This window comes from Rhodanobacter caeni (assembly GCF_039523575.1).
In the GTDB taxonomy this organism is placed as follows: domain Bacteria; phylum Pseudomonadota; class Gammaproteobacteria; order Xanthomonadales; family Rhodanobacteraceae; genus Rhodanobacter; species Rhodanobacter caeni.
The window spans coordinates 422,491-443,690 of record NZ_BAAAFO010000004.1; the positions used below are offsets into that span (position 1 = coordinate 422,491).

At 67.5% G+C, this 21,200-nt stretch carries 24 protein-coding genes; 22 read left to right on the plus strand and 2 right to left on the minus strand.

Annotated elements, in window-relative coordinates:
• The first annotated feature begins 73 nt into the window (after positions 1-73).
• The 3 genes from ABD017_RS14655 to ABD017_RS14665 all read left to right on the plus strand — a co-directional run bounded on the left by ABD017_RS14655 (position 74) and on the right by ABD017_RS14665 (position 3,916).
• Positions 74-2,431: a motility hub landmark protein FimV gene (locus ABD017_RS14655; RefSeq protein WP_343883514.1), complete on the plus strand. Its 2,358-nt coding sequence runs from the start codon at positions 74-76 to the stop codon at positions 2,429-2,431.
• A gap of 94 nt (positions 2,432-2,525) precedes the next feature.
• On the plus strand, positions 2,526-3,293 hold the full coding sequence (gene truA / locus ABD017_RS14660) for a tRNA pseudouridine(38-40) synthase TruA (protein WP_343883515.1): 768 nt from the start codon (positions 2,526-2,528) through the stop codon (positions 3,291-3,293).
• Positions 3,290-3,916: a phosphoribosylanthranilate isomerase gene (locus ABD017_RS14665; protein ID WP_343883516.1), complete on the plus strand. Its 627-nt coding sequence runs from the start codon at positions 3,290-3,292 to the stop codon at positions 3,914-3,916. Before truA ends, ABD017_RS14665 begins: the two co-directional genes overlap by 4 nt.
• On the opposite strand, the gene ABD017_RS14670 is transcribed toward ABD017_RS14665, so the two are convergent.
• Entirely contained in the window at positions 3,913-4,812 is a 900-nt protein-coding gene (locus ABD017_RS14670; protein WP_343883517.1) for a LysR family transcriptional regulator, read from the minus strand. The genes ABD017_RS14665 and ABD017_RS14670 overlap by 4 nt on opposite strands.
• 105 nt (positions 4,813-4,917) lie before the next feature.
• On the opposite strand from ABD017_RS14670, the gene trpB reads away from it, so the two are divergent.
• From trpB to hisIE, 19 genes are all read left to right on the plus strand, one after another.
• On the plus strand, positions 4,918-6,129 hold the full coding sequence (trpB, locus tag ABD017_RS14675) for a tryptophan synthase subunit beta (RefSeq protein WP_343883518.1): 1,212 nt from the start codon (positions 4,918-4,920) through the stop codon (positions 6,127-6,129).
• Positions 6,126-6,926, plus strand: coding sequence for a tryptophan synthase subunit alpha (gene trpA, locus ABD017_RS14680; protein WP_343883520.1), 801 nt, complete (start codon positions 6,126-6,128; stop codon positions 6,924-6,926). Before trpB ends, trpA begins: the two co-directional genes overlap by 4 nt.
• A gap of 138 nt (positions 6,927-7,064) precedes the next feature.
• Positions 7,065-7,934: an acetyl-CoA carboxylase, carboxyltransferase subunit beta gene (gene accD, locus ABD017_RS14685; RefSeq protein ID WP_343883522.1), complete on the plus strand. Its 870-nt coding sequence runs from the start codon at positions 7,065-7,067 to the stop codon at positions 7,932-7,934.
• A 489-nt stretch (positions 7,935-8,423) separates the two neighbouring features.
• Complete coding sequence (locus ABD017_RS14690) at positions 8,424-8,858, plus strand: DUF4399 domain-containing protein (protein ID WP_343883523.1); 435 nt, start codon at positions 8,424-8,426, stop codon at positions 8,856-8,858.
• A 72-nt stretch (positions 8,859-8,930) separates the two neighbouring features.
• Positions 8,931-10,331, plus strand: coding sequence for a glutamate--tRNA ligase (gene gltX / locus ABD017_RS14695; protein ID WP_343883524.1), 1,401 nt, complete (start codon positions 8,931-8,933; stop codon positions 10,329-10,331).
• 181 nt (positions 10,332-10,512) lie between these two features.
• On the plus strand, positions 10,513-10,791 hold the full coding sequence (locus ABD017_RS14700) for a hypothetical protein (RefSeq protein ID WP_343883525.1): 279 nt from the start codon (positions 10,513-10,515) through the stop codon (positions 10,789-10,791).
• 41 nt (positions 10,792-10,832) lie between these two features.
• Complete coding sequence (locus ABD017_RS14705; protein WP_343883526.1) at positions 10,833-11,315, plus strand: transcriptional repressor; 483 nt, start codon at positions 10,833-10,835, stop codon at positions 11,313-11,315.
• Positions 11,316-11,454: 139 nt separating this feature from the next.
• Positions 11,455-11,886, plus strand: coding sequence for a MerC domain-containing protein (locus ABD017_RS14710; protein WP_343883527.1), 432 nt, complete (start codon positions 11,455-11,457; stop codon positions 11,884-11,886).
• A 55-nt stretch (positions 11,887-11,941) separates the two neighbouring features.
• On the plus strand, positions 11,942-12,889 hold the full coding sequence (locus tag ABD017_RS14715) for a cation diffusion facilitator family transporter (RefSeq protein ID WP_343883528.1): 948 nt from the start codon (positions 11,942-11,944) through the stop codon (positions 12,887-12,889).
• A gap of 86 nt (positions 12,890-12,975) precedes the next feature.
• Positions 12,976-13,137, plus strand: coding sequence for a 30S ribosomal protein THX (locus ABD017_RS14720; RefSeq protein ID WP_343883529.1), 162 nt, complete (start codon positions 12,976-12,978; stop codon positions 13,135-13,137).
• Between the two features lie 157 nt (positions 13,138-13,294).
• Positions 13,295-13,633, plus strand: coding sequence for a YerC/YecD family TrpR-related protein (locus ABD017_RS14725; protein ID WP_343883530.1), 339 nt, complete (start codon positions 13,295-13,297; stop codon positions 13,631-13,633).
• A complete protein-coding gene (gene hisG, locus ABD017_RS14730; protein ID WP_343883531.1) occupies positions 13,630-14,523 on the plus strand; it encodes an ATP phosphoribosyltransferase in 894 nt (297 codons plus the stop codon). The genes ABD017_RS14725 and hisG overlap by 4 nt, the downstream gene beginning before the upstream one ends.
• A 111-nt stretch (positions 14,524-14,634) precedes the next feature.
• Positions 14,635-15,960, plus strand: a complete 1,326-nt coding sequence (gene hisD / locus ABD017_RS14735) for a histidinol dehydrogenase (protein ID WP_343883533.1) — start codon at positions 14,635-14,637, stop codon at positions 15,958-15,960.
• Positions 15,957-17,009, plus strand: coding sequence for a histidinol-phosphate transaminase (hisC, locus tag ABD017_RS14740; protein WP_343883534.1), 1,053 nt, complete (start codon positions 15,957-15,959; stop codon positions 17,007-17,009). Before hisD ends, hisC begins: the two co-directional genes overlap by 4 nt.
• Complete coding sequence (gene hisB / locus ABD017_RS14745; protein ID WP_343883535.1) at positions 17,006-18,070, plus strand: bifunctional histidinol-phosphatase/imidazoleglycerol-phosphate dehydratase HisB; 1,065 nt, start codon at positions 17,006-17,008, stop codon at positions 18,068-18,070. Before hisC ends, hisB begins: the two co-directional genes overlap by 4 nt.
• Positions 18,070-18,660, plus strand: coding sequence for an imidazole glycerol phosphate synthase subunit HisH (hisH, locus tag ABD017_RS14750; protein WP_343883536.1), 591 nt, complete (start codon positions 18,070-18,072; stop codon positions 18,658-18,660). The genes hisB and hisH overlap by 1 nt, the downstream gene beginning before the upstream one ends.
• Positions 18,661-18,670: 10 nt before the next feature.
• On the plus strand, positions 18,671-19,402 hold the full coding sequence (gene hisA / locus ABD017_RS14755) for a 1-(5-phosphoribosyl)-5-[(5-phosphoribosylamino)methylideneamino]imidazole-4-carboxamide isomerase (RefSeq protein WP_343883538.1): 732 nt from the start codon (positions 18,671-18,673) through the stop codon (positions 19,400-19,402).
• Positions 19,396-20,187: an imidazole glycerol phosphate synthase subunit HisF gene (hisF, locus tag ABD017_RS14760; protein ID WP_343883539.1), complete on the plus strand. Its 792-nt coding sequence runs from the start codon at positions 19,396-19,398 to the stop codon at positions 20,185-20,187. Before hisA ends, hisF begins: the two co-directional genes overlap by 7 nt.
• Positions 20,184-20,810, plus strand: a complete 627-nt coding sequence (gene hisIE, locus ABD017_RS14765) for a bifunctional phosphoribosyl-AMP cyclohydrolase/phosphoribosyl-ATP diphosphatase HisIE (RefSeq protein WP_343883540.1) — start codon at positions 20,184-20,186, stop codon at positions 20,808-20,810. Before hisF ends, hisIE begins: the two co-directional genes overlap by 4 nt.
• Positions 20,811-20,834: 24 nt before the next feature.
• On the opposite strand, the gene ABD017_RS14770 is transcribed toward hisIE, so the two are convergent.
• Positions 20,835-21,074, minus strand: a complete 240-nt coding sequence (locus tag ABD017_RS14770) for a hypothetical protein (protein WP_343883541.1) — start codon at positions 21,072-21,074, stop codon at positions 20,835-20,837.
• Between the last annotated feature and the right edge of the window lie 126 nt (positions 21,075-21,200).

The following is a 21,200-nucleotide window of genomic DNA, read 5'->3' on the forward strand; positions in this document are numbered from 1 at the left end:
TGGCATGCGTTTCGAGTAGCCGCCGGTCCTGGCGGCCCGGTGAAAGTGCCAGGTTTGTTCGGGGGAACACGCGATGAATCGTTCGTTGAAGTGGTCGGTGCTGATGGCGCTGGCGCTGGGCAGCAGCCAGGTCATGGCGCAGGCCGGTACGCTGGATCTGGGCCAGATCCAGGTCAAGTCGGCACTCGGCCAGCCATTGCTGGCGGAAATCCCGGTGCATTCGAGCCATCCGGCCGACCTGCGCAACCTGAAGGTGCAACTGGCCTCGGGCGAGGATTTCGCCCGCGCCGGCATCGCGGGCGGGCGCACCACGTTGCCGCTCGAATTCAAGGTCGTCGACCTGGGCAACGGCAACCAGGTGATCCGCATCACCAGCAGCAAGGCCGTGGATGATCCCTATCTCGACCTGCTGCTCCAGGTCGATGGTGCCGGCGGCAAGAGCGTGCGCGAGTACACCTTGCTGCTTGACCCGCCGGGGATGGCAAGCGGCACCCCGGCGTACACGCAGGCACCGGCCGCGGCGACGCGACCCGCGCCCGTACAGCGCGCGGCGCCGTCGCAGGCACCGTCGCCCGCACCGGCACCTCGCGCCAGCGCAGCTGCCAATGGCAACTACGGTCCGGTGCAGCGGGGGCAGACCTTGTCCACGATCGCCCGCGACGCCGTGCCCGGCGCGGATGTGCACCAGGTCATGCTGGCGTTCAAGCGCGCCAATCCCGACGCGTTCTACCGCGACAACATCAATGCGCTGAAGAGCGGTGAAGTCTTGCGCGTGCCCACGCGCGAGGAGATCCAGTCCACCGAGCGGGCGGCCGCCATCGCCGAAGTGCGTCGCCAGAACAGCGATTGGCGCGCCAACGCCACCAGCATGCCGACCACCGTGGCCGATGCGGCCACCCGAGCCTCCACCAGCAGCGCACCGGCCGCCAGCCAGGCCTCGTCGTCCGATCGCCTGGCGCTGGTTCCGGCCAGCGCCGGCAAGTCGGCTTCCGATGCGGACGCCAAGGCATCGGCGGCGCTGAAGCAGGATCTGCTGCGCAGCCAGGAAAACATCGCCAACCTGCAGCAGCAAAGCAGCGACCTAAAGGATCAGCTCAAGGAGCTGGCCGACATCAACGCCAAGAACAAACGCCTGCTGGCGCTGAAGGACAACCAGATCGCCGAGTTGCAGGCAAAGCTGGCGGCGGCGGGCAAGGCGCCCGCGACGGCGCCTGCGCCTGCGGCACTGGCCAGCGCCGCCAGCACGCCGGCGAAGGCCGAGCCCCTGCCGCCCGCCTCGGCGGGCACCGTCCAGACCGCGTCGGCCCCGACGCCCCTCGCGACGGCATCGACGGCGGCGGTCGCCACCGCCGCGGTCACGCCCGCGAAGACCGAAGCGCCGGCAGCCAAGCCCAAGCCTGCCAGTCACCGTCCCGCCACCCGGTCGGCGCCGGCGCCGAGCCAGGCCGCCCAGCCGTGGTACATGCAGCCGGTGGCGTGGCTCGCGGCCGCTGGCGTGGTCGTGCTTCTGCTGCTGCTGGCCCTGCTGGGTCGACGCAAGAAAACCCCGAAGCCTGTCGTGGCTGCCTCGTCCTCGCTGGCGGATCGCTTCGCCGCGGCGCCGCCGGCCGAATACGGTGGCGACGACGTCGACCAGAACGAACTGCTGGACCAGCTGGCCGAGCATCCGGACGACGTGGGCCTGCACCTGGAACTGGTGAGCCTCTATTACTCGCGTCGCGACGTGGAGCATTTCGAGGCGGCGGCCGAGGCGATGCATGCGCATATCGCCGATCCGCAGCAGGAGGAATGGCAGGACGTGGTGCACATGGGCGAGGACCTGACGCCCGGGCATCCGCTGTTTGCCTACCAGGATGCCGCGCCGGGCGATGACGAAACCCAGGTGCGCCCGGCCTTCGACATCGACCACTACGGGGAAGCGACCGAGGACGACGAAACCACGTTCGCCCCGGTGGCGTCTCCCGCGCCGGCATCGCCGAAGAAGGTGAGCGAGTACAACTTCAATTTCCAGCTTACGCCCACTCCCGCGCCTGCCCAGGGGGAACCGCCGCGGGCGCCGTATACCGAACAGTGGTCGGGCGACGGGTTCGACGAAAGCGTGTCTTCCGCGCCGGAAGGGCTGGAGACGGAGCCGGCCCCCTCGTTCGACGCCGTCCATGACGCGGTCGATCCGGTGGCGGAGGAACCCGTCTCCACCTGGAAGTTCGAGACCGAGGAAGAATCCCATCCGGCCGAATCCCTCCCCGGCGAAAGCGGGGCGGAGCTGGGCGAGTTCAGCGACGATCCGGTCGACACCAAGCTCGACCTGGCGCGGGCGTACATGGACATGGGCGACGCCGATGGCGCGCGCGCGATGCTCGACGAAGTGCTGCGGGAAGGCACCCAGATGCAGCGGGATGTCGCGCAACGGTTGGCCGACAGCCTGGGTTGAACCTGGCAGGCATGATGCAACGGGCCGGCTTGCCGGCCCGTTGTCGTTGGCGTACTGCTAATCTTTCCCGTTTTCCCGTCCGGCACTCCACGTCATGCGCATCGCCATGGGCATCGAATACGACGGCACCGATTTCTTCGGCTGGCAACGGCTGAAGGAAGGCCCCAGCGTGCAAGGGCAACTGGAGCAGGCGCTGTCGCGGGTGGCCGATCATCCGGTGGAAGTCAGCTGCGCCGGGCGTACCGACGCCGGCGTGCACGGGCGTTGCCAGGTGGTGCATTTCGATACGTCGGCGCAGCGCGACATGCGCGGCTGGGTGCTGGGCAGTTGCTCCAACCTGCCCGACAGCGTGGCGGTGCTGTGGGCGCGGCCGGTGGCGGATGATTTCCATGCACGCTACGCCGCCCGCAGCCGGCGCTACCGTTACCGCATCCTCAACCGTCCCGTGCGCGCGGCGCTGGAGGCGCGCTACGTGACATGGGAGCGCCTGCCGCTGGATGCCGCGCGCATGCATCAGGCTGCCCAGGCATTGCTGGGGCTGCATGATTTCAGCGCTTTTCGGGCGCTGTCGTGCCAGGCGAAACATCCCCATCGCACCGTGCTGTCGGTCGACGTGCGGCGCGAGGGCGAATACGTCACGCTGGAGATCGAGGCGAACGGTTTCCTGCATCACATGGTGCGCAATATCGTCGGGTCGCTGCTGCTGGTCGGTCGCGGCGAACAGCCGGTGGAATGGATCGCCGAACTGCTTTCCGGATGCGACCGGCAGGTGGCTGGCCCGACGGGGCCGGCATCCGGCCTCACGTTTATCGGACCGCGCTACGAAGCCCGCTGGGGTCTGCCGGCGGAGGTGAGCCAATGACCCGCATCAAATGCTGCGGCATGACCCGGGTGGAGGATGCGCTGCTGGCGGCGCGCCTGGGCGCCGACGCCATCGGCGTGGTGTTTGCCGCCCGCAGCAAACGCCGCGTGGCGCTGGATCAGGCCGCGTCGATCGTGGCCGCGATGCCGGCGTTCGTCACCACGGTGGCGCTGTTCATGGACGACGATGCGGCGCTGGTACGCCAGGTGCTGCGCGACGTGCGTCCGGACCTGCTGCAATTCCATGGCGGCGAAACCGATGCCTGGTGCCACCAGTTCGACCGGCCCTTCCTGAAGGCCGTGGCGATGGGCGAGGGTGCCGCGGCGCTGCCGGCGCTGCAGGCTTACCCGCATGCGCGCGGCTTGCTGCTGGACGGCCACGGCGCGGGTGAGGCCGGCGGCAGCGGCAAGACCTTCGACTGGTCGTTGATACCGCCGGATATGGGGTTGCGCCTGATCCTGGCCGGCGGGCTTTCGCCCGCGAATGTGGCCAGCGCGGTGCGCGAAGCGCGGCCGTGGGCGGTCGACGTGGCCAGCGGCATCGAATCGTCGCCGGGCATCAAGGACCCCGCCAGGACCGCGGCCTTCATCCATGCGGTTCGCGAGGCGGATGCGGATCGCTAGGAAGGTGGCGGTCGATCCTCGGCCAGTTCGTTCGCCAGCCATGCCGCCAGGGCAGGCGCGCGCGGATCGTGCCGGCGATCGGGCGAAGCCAGGACCCAGGCCGCGTCGGTAGCCACGAACCCCCACGGTGCCAACAGGCGTCCGGCGGCCAGTTCCCCGGCGACCAGCGGCGCCGGCACGATCGCCACACCAAGCCCGGCGATGGCTGCCTCCAGCAGGTAGTAGAGATGGGGAAATCCCTGCCCGGATGGCGGCGAACCCGGCAGCTTTGCCGCGCGCGCCCACGCGAGGGTGGCCTGCGGCCGCGAGGCGGTATGCAGCAGCGGTTCGTCCAGCAGGCAAGAGGCGGGCTTGCCCTTCAACTTTGGCCAGCCGCTGTAAGCCGGGCTGACGACGGGGCCAACCGTTTCCGGCGCCAGCACCTCCACGTGCCAATCCTTCGGCCACGGTGGCGCGGCCAGCAGCAAGGCTGCATCGAGCCCGTCCAGCGCATGCGGCAGATCCTCCAGTGCCGACAGATGCAGGGGAAGCTCGGGCAGGTCCCGGCCCAGACGCTCCAGCCGCGGAATGACCCAACGCGCCAGCAGGCTGCCGGAGCAGCCGAGTACAAAGGGCGTGCGCGTACGATCACGGGAAATCTCGACGCACACATCGCGCAGCTGGCCAAACGACAAAGCCGCGGCATCCCTCAGCCGCAAGCCCGCAGCGGTCAGCGTCACGCCGCGTCCCTGGCGCTGGAACAGGGGCACGCCAAGCTCGGCCTCCAGCGCACGGATCTGGCGGCTGATCGCACCGTGCGTCACGTGCAGTTCGCTCCCCGCGCGGCTGATGCTTTCCAGTCGCGCCGCGGCCTCGAAGGCGCGCAGGGCATTCAGCGAGGGCAGTTCGCGGGCCATCGTTATGTGAGTTTTACTGACATGTTGCGTGCGATCTTATCGCTTTTTGCGGTGCCGGTGCTGCGCTATGGTGACGGCTTCGTCTCCGCCACATCGAGCTTCCCCATGTCCACCATCGACGATTTCCACGCCTGGCCCGACGCGCACGGCCGCTTTGGCAACTACGGCGGCAGCTACGTTGCCGAGACGCTGATGGCACCGCTGGCCGAGTTGACCGAGGCCTACCTGCGCCTGCGCAAGGATCCCGAGTTCATCGCCGAGCTCGACCGCGACCTGACGCACTACGTGGGGCGGCCCAGCCCGATCTATCACGCCGAGCGCCTGTCCCGCCACGTGGGCGGGGCGCGCATCCTGCTCAAGCGCGAGGACCTCAACCACACTGGCGCGCACAAGATCAACAACACGATCGGCCAGGCGCTGGTCGCCAGACGCATGGGCAAGCCGCGCATCATCGCCGAGACCGGCGCCGGCCAGCACGGCGTCGCCAGCGCCACGGTTGCCGCGCGGCTGGGCCTGAAATGCGTGGTCTACATGGGCGCGGTGGATATCGAGCGGCAGAAGATGAACGTCTACCGCATGAAGCTGCTGGGCGCCGAGGTGGTGCCGGTGACGTCGGGTTCGAAGACGCTGAAGGACGCGCTGAACGAGGCGATGCGCGACTGGGTGACCAATGTGGCCGACACTTTCTACATGATCGGCACGGTGGCCGGGCCGCATCCGTATCCGCTGATGGTGCGCGACTTCAACGCCATCGTGGGCCGCGAGGCGCGGGCGCAGATGCTGCACGATTACGGCCGGCTGCCCGACGCGCTCACCGCCTGCGTCGGCGGTGGTTCCAACGCGATCGGGTTGTTCCACGAGTTCCTCAACGATCGCGACGTGCGCATCGTGGGCGCCGAGGCGGCGGGCGAGGGTATTGCCAGCGGCCATCATGCCGCGTCGCTGGCGGCGGGCCGCCCCGGCGTGTTGCACGGCAATCGCACCTACGTGCTGTGCGACGACAACGGCCAGATCACCGAGACGCACTCGATCTCCGCCGGTCTGGATTACCCCGGCGTGGGCCCGGAACACGCCTTCCTGAAGGACACCGGCCGCGCCGAGTACGTGGGGGTTTCCGACGACGAGGCGCTGGAGGCGTTCCATCTGCTGTGCCGCACCGAGGGCATCCTGCCCGCGCTGGAGTCCAGCCACGCGGTGGCGCAGGCGATCAAGCTGGCGCGCGAATACCCGAAAGACGGCCTGGTCCTGTGCAACCTGTCCGGTCGTGGCGACAAGGATGTGCACACGATTGCCGCGCGCGAAGGAGTGGAAGTATGAGCCGCATCGACCGCCGCTTTGCGGCCTTGAAGGCCGCCAGCCGCACCGGCCTGATTCCGTTCGTCACCGCCGGCGACCCGTCGCCCGCGCACATGGTCACGCTGATGCATGCGCTGGCGGAGGGCGGGGCCGACCTGATCGAACTGGGCGTGCCGTTTTCCGATCCGATGGCCGATGGGTTGGTGATCCAGCACGCCAGCGAGCGGGCGATCGCCAAGGGGGTCGGCATCGATGAGGTGCTGGGCTGGGTGACCAGGTTCCGCCAGCGCGACACCGAGACCCCGATCGTGCTGATGGGTTACCTCAACCCGGTCGAGATCCATGGCTACGCACGTTTCGCGCAGGAGGCGGTACAGGCGGGCGTGGATGGCGTGTTGCTGGTCGATTGCCCGCTGGAGGAAGCGGTCGTCTTGCAGCCGCTGCGCGCGGCCGGCCTGCAGCAGATCCTGCTGGCGGCGCCAACCACCGCACCGGAGCGCATGAAGTCATTGTGCGAGGCCGCGGAGGGCTTCCTGTATTATGTGTCCTTTGCCGGGATCACCGGCGCAGGGCAGCTCAGCACGCAGGATATCGCCGGGCGCGTGGCCGATGTCCGGGCCAGCGCCAGGGTGCCGGTGGCGGTGGGTTTCGGCATCCGCGATGCACAGAGCGCGAAGGAAATTGCAGCGTTCGCCGACGCGGTGGTGATCGGCAGTGCGCTGGTCGCACGGTTGGCGGGAGCCACCGAGCCGGACGACATCGCCGGCCGGGCAAAGGATTTCCTGCAACCGATCCGGGCAGCGCTGGACGCGGGTTGAACGGAGGGCTGAGGCGGCGCGTACCCTCACCCTTTGCCCTCTGCCGGTGGGAGAGTGGAACCAGTGGTGCCGTGCGGGTTCGCTAGATGGGTGTTGTCGCGTACGACAGCAGCTGTCCTCAGATCGAGGTTGGGTTGAATGAACTGGCTGCAGAAAATCATGACGCCGCGCACGCGGCCCCAGAGTTCCACCGCCGGCAAGGGTTCGGTGCCCGAGGGTGTGTGGGACAAATGCGGTGGCTGCGGCGCGGTGCTGTATCGGCCCGAGCTGGAACGCAACCTGATGGTGTGCCCCAAGTGCGGCCACCACCATTACATCGCGGCGCGCACGCGGTTGCGCGCGCTGCTGGACGAGGGCTCGGGCCAGGAGCTGTGGGCCGGCATGGAGCCCACCGATCCGCTGAAATTCCGCGATTCGAAAAAGTACCGCGACCGCATCATCGCCTCGCAGAAGAAGACCGGCGAAAAGGACGCGCTGCTGACCATGAGCGGCAAGCTCAAGGGCCGACCATTGGTGGTGGCGGCGTTCGAATTCGCCTACATGGGTGGCTCGATGGGATCGGTGGTGGGCGAGAAATTCACCCGCGCCGCCGAACGGGCGCTGGCCGACAGGAGCGCGCTGGTGGGCTTCTCCGCCACCGGTGGCGCGCGCATGCAGGAGGCGCTGTTCTCGCTGATGCAGATGGCCAAGACCTCCGCCGCGCTGGCGCGCCTGCGCGATGCTGGTGTGCCGTACATCAGCGTGCTGACCAACCCCACCACCGGCGGCGTCTCGGCCAGCCTGGCCCTGCTGGGCGACATCAACATCGGCGAGCCGAAGGCACTGATCGGTTTTGCCGGCCCGCGCGTGATTGAGCAGACCGTGCGCGAGACATTGCCCGAGGGCTTCCAGCGTTCGGAGTTCCTGCTCGAGCACGGCGCCATCGACATGATCGTCGACCGCCGCGAGATGCGCGACAAGCTGGCCGACCTGCTTGGCATTCTCGGGCGCCAGCAACGCGCCGCCTGAGCGCCTGGCGCCACCGTACGATGCCGCCTTCGGGCGGCATCGTCGTTTCGGCGCCAAGGTTTTCCACAGCGATTGTGGAAGCACCTCGGTAAAGCCTGTGGACAAGCCGCGGTGGTGGCTTTCGCATCAGCGACTTGTCACGCATTGGGCAGAAATTGCGCAGCGTTTTCCGCATCGCCCGACGCCTTGCGGAGCAGTTTTCCACAGTCGTTGTGCGCGTCTTATGTACAAACCTGTGGACAACGCGGACGCGTCCTTTGCCGACAATCACTTGGCACGCGATGCCGATGTTTTGCCCAGCGGCAATGCACGAAAGCGACATGCCGCGCCGCCGCGTCATTGGGGCCTTGGCAGCGCGCAGCCGTGGCTAACGTGGCTCGTCTGCAGGTGGCCGACGCTGCCGTCGCGCCGCGCTGCTCCAAGCGGATTTCTTTCGCGCGGGCAGTGCACCTACACTGGTCGTTCCCTCAACGAGGCTGGAGGTTCAACGTGAAACGTATCCTGCTTGCGCTTGCCCTCACCGGATTGACCGGCTCCGTGATGGCCGCCGATGCACCGGGCTTGCCCGTCACCAAGGCACCCGCGGGGGCCGAGGTCTACATCATCTCGCCCAGCGATGGCGCCACCGTGGGTCAGGACGTGACCGTGCGCTTCGGCCTCAAGGGCATGGGCGTGGCGCCGGCCGGCGTGGCCAAGGAGCACACGGGTCACCATCACCTGCTGGTCGACGTGACCGAACTGCCCGCGGCGGGCAAGCCGATTCCGGCCGATGCCCATCACATCCATTTCGGTGGCGGCCAGACCCAGACCACGCTGAAACTGGCGCCGGGCACGCACACCTTGCAGCTGGAACTGGGCGACCAGAACCACGTGCCGTTCGATCCGGCGGTGGTATCGAAGAAGATCACCATCCACGTGAAGTAGGCCATCGCGTCGGTTATCGGTGACGGATCGGCTAAAATCGGCGGCTTCATTCCCATGCCGCCGACGCCACCGATGACTGTACGCACCCGTTTCGCCCCCAGCCCCACCGGTTTCCTGCATATCGGCGGCGCGCGCACCGCGCTGTATTGCTGGCTGGAAGCGCGTCGCCGCGGCGGCGAATTCGTGTTGCGCATCGAGGACACCGACCGCGAACGGTCCACCGACGCCGCGGTGCAGGCCATCCTCGATGCCATGCACTGGCTGGGGCTCGATGCCGACGACGGCCCGTACTACCAGACCCGGCGACTCGATCGCTACAAGCAGGTGGCCGATGAACTGGTCGCCGCGGGCAAGGCCTATTACGCCTACGAAACCAAGGCCGAGATCGAGGCGATGCGCGAGGCCGCGATGAAGGCGGGCGAGAAGCCGCGCTACAACGGTTATTACCGCGACCGCAACGAACCGCTGCGCGATGATCCGAACCGGGTGATTCGCTTCAGGAACCCCACCGAGGGTTCGGTGGTGTTCGAGGACAAGGTCAAGGGCCGCGTCGAGTGGGCCAACAGCGAGCTGGACGATCTGGTGATCTTCCGCTCCGACGGCTGGCCCACCTACAACTTCGCCGTGGTGGTCGACGACATCGACATGGGCATCACCGAGGTGATCCGCGGCGACGACCACGTCAACAACACCCCGCGCCAGATCAACATCTACAAGGCCTTGGGCGCGAAGGTGCCGGAATTTGCGCACCTGCCGATGATCCTGGACAAGGAGGGCAAGAAACTCTCCAAGCGCACCAGCGCGGTGAGCGTGATGGAGTACCGCGCGGACGGTTTCCTGCCGCACGCGATCCTCAACTACCTGGTGCGGCTGGGCTGGTCGCACGGCGACCAGGAGATCTTCTCGCGCGAGGAGATGATCGCGCTGTTCGATATCAGCGACGTCAACAAGGCCGCCTCGCGCTTCGACACCGAGAAGCTGGCCTGGCTCAACCAGCATTACCTCAAGACCGACGAGCCGCGGACGCTGGCGGCCGAGTTCGAATGGCACCTGGCGCGTGCGGGCATCGACTTCAGCCAGGGCCCGGCGCCGGCCGACGTGATCGTGGCCTTGCGCGACCGCGTGCACACGCTGAAGGAAATGGCCGAGCGCGCAAAGATCTGGTACGCGCCGATTGTCGAGTGGGACGAAAAGGCCGTCGCCAAGCATCTGAAGAACGCGTCGGCACCGGCCGTGCTGGAGGCGGCCAAGACGCTCCTGGCCGAATGCACATGGCAGCCCGAGCCGATCCACGAGGTGATCGCGCAGGTGGCCGCGAAACTCGACCTGGGCATGGGCAAGATCGCGCAACCGCTGCGCGTGGCGATGACAGGCACCCAGGTGTCGCCATCGATCGAACACACCATCTACCTCGCCGGCCGCGCCGAGTCGCTCAAGCGGATCGATGACGCGCTGGCGCGGGCGCGGGGGTGAGTCGTGGTGTGGGTGGGAGTTCGAGGGAACGCGTCCCCCCATCCGCCTTCGGCACCTTCCCCCGCAAGCGGGGGAAGGAACAGCAGATTCTCCGCAAGCTCCCGTGTTTCCTTCCCCCGCAAGGCGGGGGAAGGTGCGAAGGCGGATGGGGGCGCTCTTCCGGCTATAGGCAAAGCCTCCCATGAATGACCTGCTCGCCAGGGCGCTGCAAGGTGTCGACCCCGACGCCCCGGGAGCGTTCTGGCAGATCTTCGCCAACCTGTTGCATTTGGTGCCGTGGGCAGCCATGTTCTGGTGGAACCTGCTCTTCGTCGCCATCGGCGCGTTGCTGGGCCGCTGGCGGGGACGCACGGCCGAAGGCGTGGTGTGGGCGGCGGTGCTGGGGCCGATCGGCTGGCTGGTGATCCTGTCCAGGTACCGCCGCAAACCGCCAGCCTTGCCGCCACCGCTGCCGCGCTGAAGAACGTCGGCGGGCTATGATCGACAACGAGGTGAATCAACGTGGCACACGAAGGCGCCGACATCCTGCACACCCATCCGCATCATCATGATGCGAAGGGTTTCGTGCATGCGGTCGAGGCGGCCAGCCTGGCGCGCGGCCTGCGCCTGACGCCGCTGCGCAAGGAGGTGCTCGAGCTGATCGCCAGCGAGCATAAGCCGATCAAGGCCTACGATCTGCTGGCGTTGCTGCGCGAGAAGCATGGCAACGCAGCGCCGCCGACGGTGTACCGGGCGCTGGATTTCCTGCTCGAGAACGGCTTCATCCACAAGCTGGAATCGATCAATGCCTTCGTTTCCTGCCATCACCCCGACGAAGCCCACCAGGTGCCGTTCCTGATCTGCGATGTCTGTTCCAGCGCGCAGGAAGTCTGCGACGAGCGCGTGGCAAGCCTCATCGAAGCCCAGGCCAGTGCGTTCGGCTTTCGCCCTCAGGCGCAGACGCTGGAAGTGCACGGCGTCTGCAAGCGCTGTCTCAAGACCTGACGCCAGCTAACCTGCCGTGAGGGCGACTTCAGTCGCGATGCCTTTCGCCTCACCTCGACGCCAGTAGCGCCCGCTAATGTTATAAAGTAACATTACGCCACGGGCAGGAGCGGCCATTCCGGCGGCGCCCGGCAAGTCGATGATTTCCGAACAAGCGAGCAAAACCCGCTGGTGGCGCATGGCCGACCGCGTCGGTGCGGTGGCATCGTTCCTGTGTGCGATCCACTGCGCGCTGCTGCCCTTCATGCTGGCGGCGTTGCCGTTCATCGGCATGGAATTCCTGGCGGACCATCGCTTCGAGCGTGGTTTCGTCATGTTTGCCTGCGTGCTTGCCCTGCTGGTGCTGGTCCGGGGTTTTCGCCGGCACCGGTGGGCGCCGCCGTTGTTGCTGGCCACGCCGGGCCTGGGCCTGCTGCTGCTCGGCGTGACGTATGCCGAGAGCTATTCCATCGCACTGCACAGCGCGCTGGTGACCTGCGGCGGCTTGCTGCTGGCGGCGGCGCATTTCATCAATCTCCGCCGTGACCACCAGCTCGATGGCCACGTCCACGGGCCGCAATGTGCGCACTGAGCGCGGGCGGCGAGGGTGATTGTGTAACGGCCGGCCCGCTTTCTAGCATGCGCCCATGAGCAGCGCCCATTCCCATCATCACGGCCACGATCACGACCACCCGCATGCGCACGGCGCGGCCGGTACCCGCCGCGGAAAACTGACGTGGGCGCTGGGCCTGACCGTGGCGATGACGCTGGTGGAAGTCGTCGGCGGCTGGTGGTCGGGCTCGCTGGCCTTGCTGGCCGACGCCGGCCACATGGCGGTGGATTCGCTGGCCTTGCTGCTGGCCGTCCTCGGCGCCCGGATGGCGGTGCGTCCCGCCGATGCGCGGCGCAGCTACGGCTATGGCCGGATCGAAGTGCTGGTGGGTTTCGTCAATGCATTGAGCCAGTTCGTGCTGGTCGGCTGGATCGTCTACGAGGCCGTCGTCCGCCTGCGGCATCCCGCGCCGATCCTGTCCGGACTGATGCTGGGCGTGGCGATCGCCGGCTTGCTGGTCAACGCGCTGGTCCTGCGTACGTTGCATGGCCACGCGCATGACGACGTGAACATGGCCGGCGCCAGCCTGCATGTGCTGGGCGACCTGCTGGGGTCGCTGGCGGCGGTGGGCGCGGCGCTGGCCATCCGCGCGTTTGGCTGGTTGTGGGCCGATCCCGCGTTGTCGCTGATCGTGGCGGTGTTGCTGCTCGGCAGTGCCTGGCGGCTGCTGCGCCGTTCATCGCACATCCTGCTCGAGGGCGTGCCCGAAGGGCTGGATACTGCCGCCGTCGAGGCCGCCCTGCGCAAGGCGGACGACGCGATTTGCGACGTCCATCACCTGCATCTGTGGCAATTGGCGTCGGGTTCGCGGATGGCCACCGTCCACGCCGAGCTGCGCGAGGATGCCGACAGCGCGCAGGCGATGCGGGCGATCAACGACGTGCTGCGCGAGCGCTTCGGCGTGCAGCACGTCACCGTGCAGATCGACACCGGCGGTTGCCTCGACCGCCGCGGCGGCTGTGCCGAACATGTACCGCACTAGAACCTGCAGCGGTCTCACCGGCTATGGCTGGCGCCGCCTCACTGCTATGATCCAGGCCTTCATACGATACGAATCAAGGAGTTCCCATGGGCAAGGGTGATCGCAAGACACGCCGCGGCAAGACCAACCGCGGCAGCTACGGCAACAGCCGCGCGCATGCCGCACAGCCGGCAGTGGTGGGCGCGAAGCCGACGGTGACCAAGCCGGCGGCAGCCAGGAAGGCAGCGCCGAAGAAAAAGTCGGCCTGATCCGCACCTGACGAAAAGCCCCACTCCGGTGGGGCTTTTCCGTTGTGGGCCGCGCCCGGCGGAGCCGCCCGGCACGCGTGTGCGCGTTTTCAACGCTTGCCGCACTGCGGCACACTGCGTATGATGCCGCCCCAACGTATTAACGCGTTAGTACATTATGAAGCGTCGATCGCGGGATCCCGAGACACCCATCGAGTCCGCCGAACTCAGCCTGTGCGAAGCCTTGCTGTCGCTGAAGAACGTGGAAGAGATGGCCGCTTTCCTGCGTGACCTGTGCACGCCGTCGGAGCTGGAAGTGCTGGTCGATCGCTGGCGCGTGGTGCCACACCTGCTCGAAGGCGTGTCCTATCGCGAAATCCACGAGCGCACCGCCGTCAGCATCACCACGATCGGGCGGGTGGCGCGTTACCTCAACCAGGGCAGTGGCGGCTACGTGGCCGCCGCCGCCCGCGCGGCGCGGCGTCGAGCGCTGGCCCAGAAAAGGACAGGTGCATGAAGGAGCGTGACCGATTGCGGATCGCGATGCAGAAATCCGGCCGGCTCACCGAGCCCGCGCTGGAGCTGCTGCAGCGTTGTGGCCTGAGCTTCCGCCAGAGCCGCGACAAGTTGTTCTGTTTCGGCGAAGGCGAGCCGGTCGACCTGCTGCTGGTGCGCGACGACGACATCCCGTCGCTGATCGCCCAGGGCGTGTGCGACCTGGGCATCGTCGGGCGCAACGTGCTGAACGAATTCCAGCTCACCGCCGGTGAGGAAAGCCCGCCGCTGGCGGAATTGCGCCCCTTGGGTTTTGGCCGCTGCCGCTTGTCCATCGCGGTGCCGCAGGAGTTCGAATACAAGGGCCCGCAACATCTCGAAGGCACGCGCATCGCCACCTCGTATCCCGGATTGCTGGCGGCGTGGTTGCGTGAGAAAGGCGTGGATGCCGGCGTGATGACGCTGGCCGGCTCGGTGGAGATCGCACCGCGCCTGGGTACCGCCGATGCGATCTGCGACCTGGTGCAGAGCGGCGGCACGCTGGTGGCCAACCAGTTGCGCGAGACGGAAGTGTTGCTGGAAAGCGAGGCCGTGCTGGCGGCCGCCGGCACGCCGCCGGCCGACGAGCGCGGCGACATGCTGGAGCTGTTGTTGAAACGCTTGGACGGCGTGATCCAGGTGCGCGAATCACGTCTGCTGCTGCTGCAGACCTCGCGCCATACGGTGGAGGCCGTCACCCGCCTGCTGCCGGGCGGCCCGCAACCGACCTTGCTGCCGGTGGCCGGCCAGCCCGACCAGTTGATGCTGCAGGCGCTGTGCGCCGGCGAAGTCAGCTGGCGCCAGTTGGAGGAAATCAAGAAGGCCGGTGCGCGCGAGATGTTCGTGTTGCCGGTGGAAAAAATGCTGGCGTGAAAAATCCTGGCGTGACGCGGGAGGTCATGCATTCCTGACTTCCCGCGCGCGCGATGGAAGGAAGTCGCGGCAAGCGGCTTCTTTCCCGAACTCTGAACCAGGCAACAAACGATGAAACAGCTGGACTGGAACCGACTGGACGAACCCGCACGGCGTGATGCGCTGGCGCGCCCCACGCAATCGCGCACCGACGATCTGAGCGGCGGCGTGGCACGTATCGTTGCCGCCGTACGCGAACGCGGCGACGATGCCTTGCGTGAATTCAGCGCCGCCTACGACGGCTGCGCGCTGGACGCGCTGGAAGTGAGCGAAGCCGAGTTCGCCGCCGCCGAGGCCGCGCTCGATCCCGCGCTGAAAGCGGCGATCGACGAGGCGGCCGCGCGCATCGAGCATTACCACCGCGCCACTGCGTCAAAACCCGTCGCCGTGGAAACCGCGCCCGGCGTGCGACTGGAACGCATCGTACGGCCGATCAATCGGGTGGGTCTGTACGTGCCCGCCGGTACCGCGCCACTGCCATCCACCGCCTTGATGCTGGGCGTGCCGGCGCGGGTGGCCGGTTGCCGCAGCGTGGTGCTGTGTTCGCCCGCGCGTGCCGACGGCAACTGCGATGCGGCGGTGTTGTACGCCGCGCGCGTTACGGGCGTGCACCGAGTGTTCAAGATCGGCGGCGCGCAGGCGATCGCGGCGATGGCCTACGGCACGGCTTCGGTGCCGCGTTGCGACAAGCTGTTCGGGCCGGGCAATGCCTGGGTCACCGAAGCCAAGCTGCAGGTATCGGTGGATGCCGGTGGCGCGTCGATCGACATGCCGGCCGGTCCTTCCGAAGTGCTGGTGATTGCTGATGCGCAGGCCAACCCCGTGTTCGTGGCTGCTGATTTGCTGTCGCAAGCCGAGCACGGCCCCGACTCGCAGGTGATCCTGCTCAGCCCCTCGACCGAGCTGATCGCCAGGGTTGCCGCCGAGGTGGAGCGCCAGCGCGCGCTGCTGCCGCGCAGCCAGATCGCGGAGAAGTCGTTGGCGCAGAGCCGCCTCATCGCGGTCGATTCGCTGGCGCAGGCGGTGGAAGTGAGCAACCGCTACGCACCCGAGCACCTCATCGTGCAGGTGAGCGATCCGCACGCGCTGCTGGACGGCATCGAATCGGCCGGCGCGATTTTCCTGGGCGAATGGGCGCCCGAATCGCTGGGCGATTACTGCAGCGGCAGCAACCATGTGCTGCCCACCTACGGCCATGCGCGCAGCTACAGTGGCGTGTCGGTGTCGAGCTTCCAGAAACAGATCACCGTGCAGGACGTCAGTGCCGCCGGCCTGCGTGCGATCGGCCCGTGCGCGGCCACGCTGGCGGCGGCCGAACAACTCGAAGCCCACCGGCGCGCCGTGACCTTGCGGCTGGAGGCGCTGGACGCGCGCGCAACGACGGAAGCATCGACATGAGCGTGCTCGACCTGGCGCGACCGGAGATCCGCGCGATGCAGCCGTATTCGTCGGCACGCATGGAAGCCAGCGGCGGAAAGGTTTTTCTCAACGCCAACGAATCGCCGTGGACGCCGCAGGGTGATGAGCTTGGCTGCAACCGTTATCCCGATCCGCAACCGGCGGCGCTGATCGAGGCCCTGGCCGCGCTCTATGGCGTGCAGCGCGAGCAGTTGTTGGTGGGCCGCGGCAGCGACGAGGCCATCGACCTGCTGGTGCGCGCGTTCTGCCGCGCCGGCGAGGACGCCATCGCGATCCAGCCGCCCACGTTCGGCATGTATGCGGTGTGCGCGCGCATCCAGAACGCCGCCGTGATCGAGGTGGCGCTGGCTGCGGATTTCGCGCTGGACGTGGACGCTGTGCTGGCGGCGGTGACGCCCGCGGTGAAGCTGGTTTTCATCTGCTCGCCGAACAACCCGACCGGCCAGACCGTGCCGCGTGTCGCCGTGGAACGGCTGGTGCAGGCGCTGGCCGGGCGTGCCGTGCTGGTGGTTGACGAGGCCTACGTGGAGTTCGCGGAAGCGGGCAGCGTGGCCGACCTGATCGGCCAGTACGACAACCTCGCCATCCTGCGCACCTTGTCCAAGGCCTGGGCGCTGGCCGGCGCGCGCGTGGGTACCTTGCTGGCACATGCCGACGTGATCGCCTTGCTGCGCCGGATCATGCCGCCGTATCCCTTGCCGTTGCCTTGCGTGGCGGCGGCGCTGGCTGCGTTGTCCACACCCGCCGTGACCGCCGCGCACATCGCCACCATCGGCGAGCAGCGCACCGTGATGCGCGCGGCGCTGGCGCAGGTCGCCGGGGTGCGCGACGTGCTGCCGTCGCAGGCGAATTTCCTGGCCGTGCGCTTCGATGATGCCGGCGCGGTCTACCAGCGCCTGCTGGCTGCCGGCATCGTGGTGCGCGATGTGCGTCGCTATCCCAACCTTGCCGATGCGTTGCGCATCACCATCGGCACGCCGGACGAAAATGCCCGCGTGCTGGCCATTCTCCAGGGAGGTGCGGCATGAGCCGCAAGTTGCTTTTCGTCGATCGCGACGGTTGCCTGATCGAGGAGCCCGCCGACGAGCAGATCGACAGCTACGAGAAGCTCGCCTTGCTGCCCGGCGTGATCGCCGCGCTGCAGCGCTTCGTCGGCGCGGGCTACGAACTGGTGATGGTGACCAACCAGGATGGCCTGGGCACCGACAGTTTCCCGGAGGCGCATTTCACCGGCCCGCACGACCTGCTGCTGCGGATATTCGCCTCGCAGGGCGTGTGCTTCCATGAGGTGTTGATCGATCGCAGCTTTCCGCACGAAGGCCTGGACACGCGCAAGCCGGGCATCGGCCTGATGCGGCATTACCTTGCCGACGACAGTTGGAGCCGCGCCGCGTCGGCGATGGTCGGCGATCGCGAAACCGACCTGCAGTTCGCCGCCAACCTGGGCGTGCGCGGCTTCCGCGTGGGGCCGCAGGGCGTGAGCTGGACCGAGTTGGCGCACCAACTGCTGGATGCGCCGCGCACCGCCACCGTCACGCGCAACACCAAGGAAACCCGCATCACCGTCAGCGTGAACCTGGACAAGGTGGCCGAGCCGAAGGTACACACCGGCCTGGGCTTCTTCGACCACATGCTGGAGCAGATCGGCAAGCACGGCGGTTTTGCACTGGAGCTCACCTGCGACGGCGACATCCACATCGACGACCACCACACTATCGAGGATTCCGCGCTGGCGCTGGGGCAGGCCATGAAACAGGCGCTGGGCGACAAGCGCGGCATCGGCCGCTACGGCTTCACGCTGCCGATGGACGAGTCGCTGGTCAGCGCCGCGCTGGATCTTTCCGGGCGGTCGTATTTCGTGTTCGATGGCAGTTTTCCGCGCGAGCGCGTGGGCGACATGGCGACCGAGCTGGTGCCGCATTTCTTCCGCTCGCTGTGCGAAACGATGGGTGCGAACCTGCGCCTCACCGTGCAGGGCGAAAACGCGCATCACATGATCGAAGGCTGCTTCAAGGCGGTGGCACGCACCCTGCGCCAGGCGATCCGGCGCGAGGGCAACGAGCTCCCCAGCACCAAGGGCACGCTGTAATGAGCGTCGTGCTGGTCGATGCGGGCGGCACCAATATCGGCTCGGTGCGCTACGCGCTGCAGCGGTTGGGGGTGGATGCCGCCTTGACGGCGGATGCGGCGGCGATTCGTGCGGCCGACAAGGTGATCCTCCCAGGCGTCGGCGCAGCCGGTCCCGGTATGGCGCGATTGCGCGAGCTGCAATTGGTGGATGTGCTGCGCTCGCTGACCCAGCCCGTGCTGGGCGTATGCCTGGGCATGCAATTGCTTTGCGAGCACTCGGCCGAAGGCGATACCGAATGCCTGGGCCTGATTCCCGCGCCGGTGTTGCGCTTTGTCGAAGCGCCTGGCTTGCGCGTGCCGCACATGGGCTGGAACCGGCTGGAAACCACGCGGTCGCATCCGCTGGTGGACGGCCTTGGCAGCGACGATCAGGCGTATTTCGTGCACAGCTATGCCGTGCCGGTGGGCGATTACACGCTGGCCATGGCCGACTACGGCGGCGCGTTTTCCGCGGTGATCGCGCGCGACAATTTCCACGGCATGCAATTCCATCCCGAGCGTTCCGCCGCGGTGGGGGCACGGCTACTCGGCAATTTCCTCAAGCTATGACGGCATCCTCATGACGAGTTTTGCGGTGATTCCCGCGATCGATCTACGCGGCGGCCAGGTGGTGCGGTTGAAGCAGGGCGACTACGCGCAGCAGACCACTTACGCTGCCGACCCGCGCGAGCTGGCCTGGAGCTACGCCGAGGCAGGCGCCGACTGGCTGCACCTGGTGGACCTCGATGGCGCCCGCTCGGGCAACCTCGACAACCTGGCGGTGATCCGTTCGATCGCCGCCAGCGGCATGCGTATCCAGGCCGGCGGCGGCGTGCGTGCCGAGGAGGATCTGCACCGCCTGTTCGATGCTGGCGTGCAGCGCGTGGTACTGGGCAGCGTGGCTATCCGCGATCCCGACCAGGTGGCGCGCTGGCTGGACAACCACGGCGCCGAACGCTTGGTGATCGCACTGGATACGCGCCGCATCGGCGACCGCTGGGCCTTGCCCAGCGCCGGTTGGACCGAAGTGGAAACCCGCACGCTGGACGAACTGGCGCCTTGGTACGCCGAGCGCGGTGCGCGGCACCTGCTGTGCACCGATATCGATCGCGACGGCATGCTGGCCGGTTTCAATCTCGACCTCTACCGGCACCTCAGCGAGAGCGTGCCTCAACTGGCGTTGCAGGCTTCCGGTGGCGTGCGCTCGCTGGACGATATCCGCGCCGCCCGCGACGCCGGCGCGCAAGGCGTGATCCTTGGCCGCGCCCTGCTGGAAGGCCGCTTCACCCTGGCGGAAGCACTGGCATGTTGAGCCGCCGGCTGATTCCCTGCCTGGATGTGCGCGACGGCAAGGTGGTCAAGGGCGTACGTTTTCGCGATCACGTGGTGATGGGCGAAATCGTGGAGCTGGCGCTGCGCTACCGCGACGAAGGCGCCGACGAACTGGTGTTCTACGACATCACTGCCAGCCCCGAGGGGCGCAGCGTGGATCGCGGCTGGGTCGAGAAGGTGGCGCGAGCGATCGACATCCCGTTCTGCGTGGCCGGCGGCATCCGCTCGGTCGAGGATGCGCGCGCCGTGCTGCACGCAGGCGCCGACAAGATCTCGGTGAACTCGCCCGCACTGGAACGGCCTGGCCTGATCGACGAACTGGCCGCCGCGTTCGGCGTGCAATGCGTGGTAGTCGGTATCGATTCGCTGCGCGACGCCGACGGCGAATGGCGTGTGCGCCAGTACACCGGCGACCCCAGCAAGACCCAGGTGTTGCCGCGCCGCACGCTGGACTGGATGATCGAGGCGCAACAGCGCGGTGCCGGCGAGATCGTGCTCAACTGCATGGGCAGCGACGGCGTGCGCCGCGGCTACGACCTGGAGCAACTGCAGGCCGCGCGCGCGATCTGCAAGGTGCCGCTGATCGCCTCCGGCGGTGCTGGCGAACCCGAACATTTCCGCGACGCCTTCGTCGAAGCCGACGTGGACGGCGCGCTGGCCGCCAGCGTGTTCCACTCCGGTGCGATCGCGATCCCCGCACTGAAACACTATCTGCACGAGCAGGGCGTCCCGGTACGCCTGCAGCACGAGGAATCACCGCGATGAGCGATACCACCGATACCAGCCGTCTCGATTGGTCCAAGGGCGAGGGCCTGTTGCCGGCGATCGTGCAGCATTGGTTGAGCGGCGAAGTGCTGATGCTAGGCTACATGAATGCCGAGGCGCTGGACGAAACCCGGCGCAGCGGCCACGTCACCTTCTACAGCCGCAGCAAGCAGCGGCTGTGGACCAAGGGCGAAGTGTCCGGTCACGTGCTCGACCTGAAATCGATCCGCATCGATTGCGACGCCGACACCTTGCTGATCCAGGCCGAGCCGCACGGCCCCACCTGCCACGAAGGCACCTCAAGCTGCTTTGGCAATGGCGCCGATGTGCGCCCGCCGCTGGGTTTCCTGGCCGAGCTCGACGCGTTGGTCGCGCAGCGCCATGCCGATCGCCCCGAGGGCAGCTACACCACGAAACTGTTCGACGGCGGCATCCGCCGCATCGCGCAGAAGGTCGGCGAGGAAGGCGTCGAAACCGCGCTGGCCGCGGTGGCGCAGGGCGATGAGGAGCTGCTGGGCGAGGCGGCGGACCTGGTGTTCCATCTCACCGTGGCGCTGCGTGCGCGGGGGTTGTCGTTTGCGGACGTGGCCAAGGTGCTGGCGGGGCGGCATCGCGCATCGTGATCGCGCCGCGGGTAATCGGGCCGCTCAGCCGCTGCAGCCGCCACAGCAGATCGTAGGCAACTGGACCACCTGCTCCGGCGCAACGGTCCAGCCCGTTCGCTGCATGACGTCGATCAGGTCCTCGATGGTCACGAACGACGAGATGCGCAGGGTCGATCCGCTGGGGTCGAGATCGACGAGCGCGTTCGAGTCGACGTCGAACATGGCGTCTTCGATGGCTTCGAGTGGCGGGCGTGTGTCGGCAATGGCGATGTGGAATTCCATCGTGGTCTCGCTCGGGAAATCCCGGTTGGCTGAGCCGATCTTCGTCGGGCCGGATGGCCAGCGTCTTGATCCTGATCAGGTCCCGCCCCGGGTGCGGCGATATGGCGCGGCAAGCGTGTTCCGATT

What these genes read in the sequence shown, in the direction of transcription:
- hisD (WP_343883533.1), top strand. Translation starts at nt 14,635, where the DNA reads ATGAAACAGCTGGACTGGAACCGACTGGACGAACCCGCACGGCGTGAT.
- trpA (WP_343883520.1), top strand. Translation starts at nt 6,126, where the DNA reads ATGAGCCGCATCGACCGCCGCTTTGCGGCCTTGAAGGCCGCCAGCCGC.
- hisF (WP_343883539.1), top strand. Translation starts at nt 19,396, where the DNA reads ATGTTGAGCCGCCGGCTGATTCCCTGCCTGGATGTGCGCGACGGCAAG.
- ABD017_RS14720 (WP_343883529.1), top strand. Translation starts at nt 12,976, where the DNA reads ATGGGCAAGGGTGATCGCAAGACACGCCGCGGCAAGACCAACCGCGGC.
- accD (WP_343883522.1), top strand. Translation starts at nt 7,065, where the DNA reads ATGAACTGGCTGCAGAAAATCATGACGCCGCGCACGCGGCCCCAGAGT.
- hisH (WP_343883536.1), top strand. Translation starts at nt 18,070, where the DNA reads ATGAGCGTCGTGCTGGTCGATGCGGGCGGCACCAATATCGGCTCGGTG.
- hisB (WP_343883535.1), top strand. Translation starts at nt 17,006, where the DNA reads ATGAGCCGCAAGTTGCTTTTCGTCGATCGCGACGGTTGCCTGATCGAG.
- hisA (WP_343883538.1), top strand. Translation starts at nt 18,671, where the DNA reads ATGACGAGTTTTGCGGTGATTCCCGCGATCGATCTACGCGGCGGCCAG.
- ABD017_RS14665 (WP_343883516.1), top strand. Translation starts at nt 3,290, where the DNA reads ATGACCCGCATCAAATGCTGCGGCATGACCCGGGTGGAGGATGCGCTG.
- gltX (WP_343883524.1), top strand. Translation starts at nt 8,931, where the DNA reads ATGACTGTACGCACCCGTTTCGCCCCCAGCCCCACCGGTTTCCTGCAT.
- truA (WP_343883515.1), top strand. Translation starts at nt 2,526, where the DNA reads ATGCGCATCGCCATGGGCATCGAATACGACGGCACCGATTTCTTCGGC.
- hisG (WP_343883531.1), top strand. Translation starts at nt 13,630, where the DNA reads ATGAAGGAGCGTGACCGATTGCGGATCGCGATGCAGAAATCCGGCCGG.
- ABD017_RS14670 (WP_343883517.1), bottom strand. Translation starts at nt 4,812, where the DNA reads ATGGCCCGCGAACTGCCCTCGCTGAATGCCCTGCGCGCCTTCGAGGCC.
- ABD017_RS14725 (WP_343883530.1), top strand. Translation starts at nt 13,295, where the DNA reads ATGAAGCGTCGATCGCGGGATCCCGAGACACCCATCGAGTCCGCCGAA.
- ABD017_RS14710 (WP_343883527.1), top strand. Translation starts at nt 11,455, where the DNA reads ATGATTTCCGAACAAGCGAGCAAAACCCGCTGGTGGCGCATGGCCGAC.
- ABD017_RS14715 (WP_343883528.1), top strand. Translation starts at nt 11,942, where the DNA reads ATGAGCAGCGCCCATTCCCATCATCACGGCCACGATCACGACCACCCG.
- trpB (WP_343883518.1), top strand. Translation starts at nt 4,918, where the DNA reads ATGTCCACCATCGACGATTTCCACGCCTGGCCCGACGCGCACGGCCGC.
- hisC (WP_343883534.1), top strand. Translation starts at nt 15,957, where the DNA reads ATGAGCGTGCTCGACCTGGCGCGACCGGAGATCCGCGCGATGCAGCCG.
- ABD017_RS14700 (WP_343883525.1), top strand. Translation starts at nt 10,513, where the DNA reads ATGAATGACCTGCTCGCCAGGGCGCTGCAAGGTGTCGACCCCGACGCC.
- hisIE (WP_343883540.1), top strand. Translation starts at nt 20,184, where the DNA reads ATGAGCGATACCACCGATACCAGCCGTCTCGATTGGTCCAAGGGCGAG.
- ABD017_RS14655 (WP_343883514.1), top strand. Translation starts at nt 74, where the DNA reads ATGAATCGTTCGTTGAAGTGGTCGGTGCTGATGGCGCTGGCGCTGGGC.
- ABD017_RS14770 (WP_343883541.1), bottom strand. Translation starts at nt 21,074, where the DNA reads ATGGAATTCCACATCGCCATTGCCGACACACGCCCGCCACTCGAAGCC.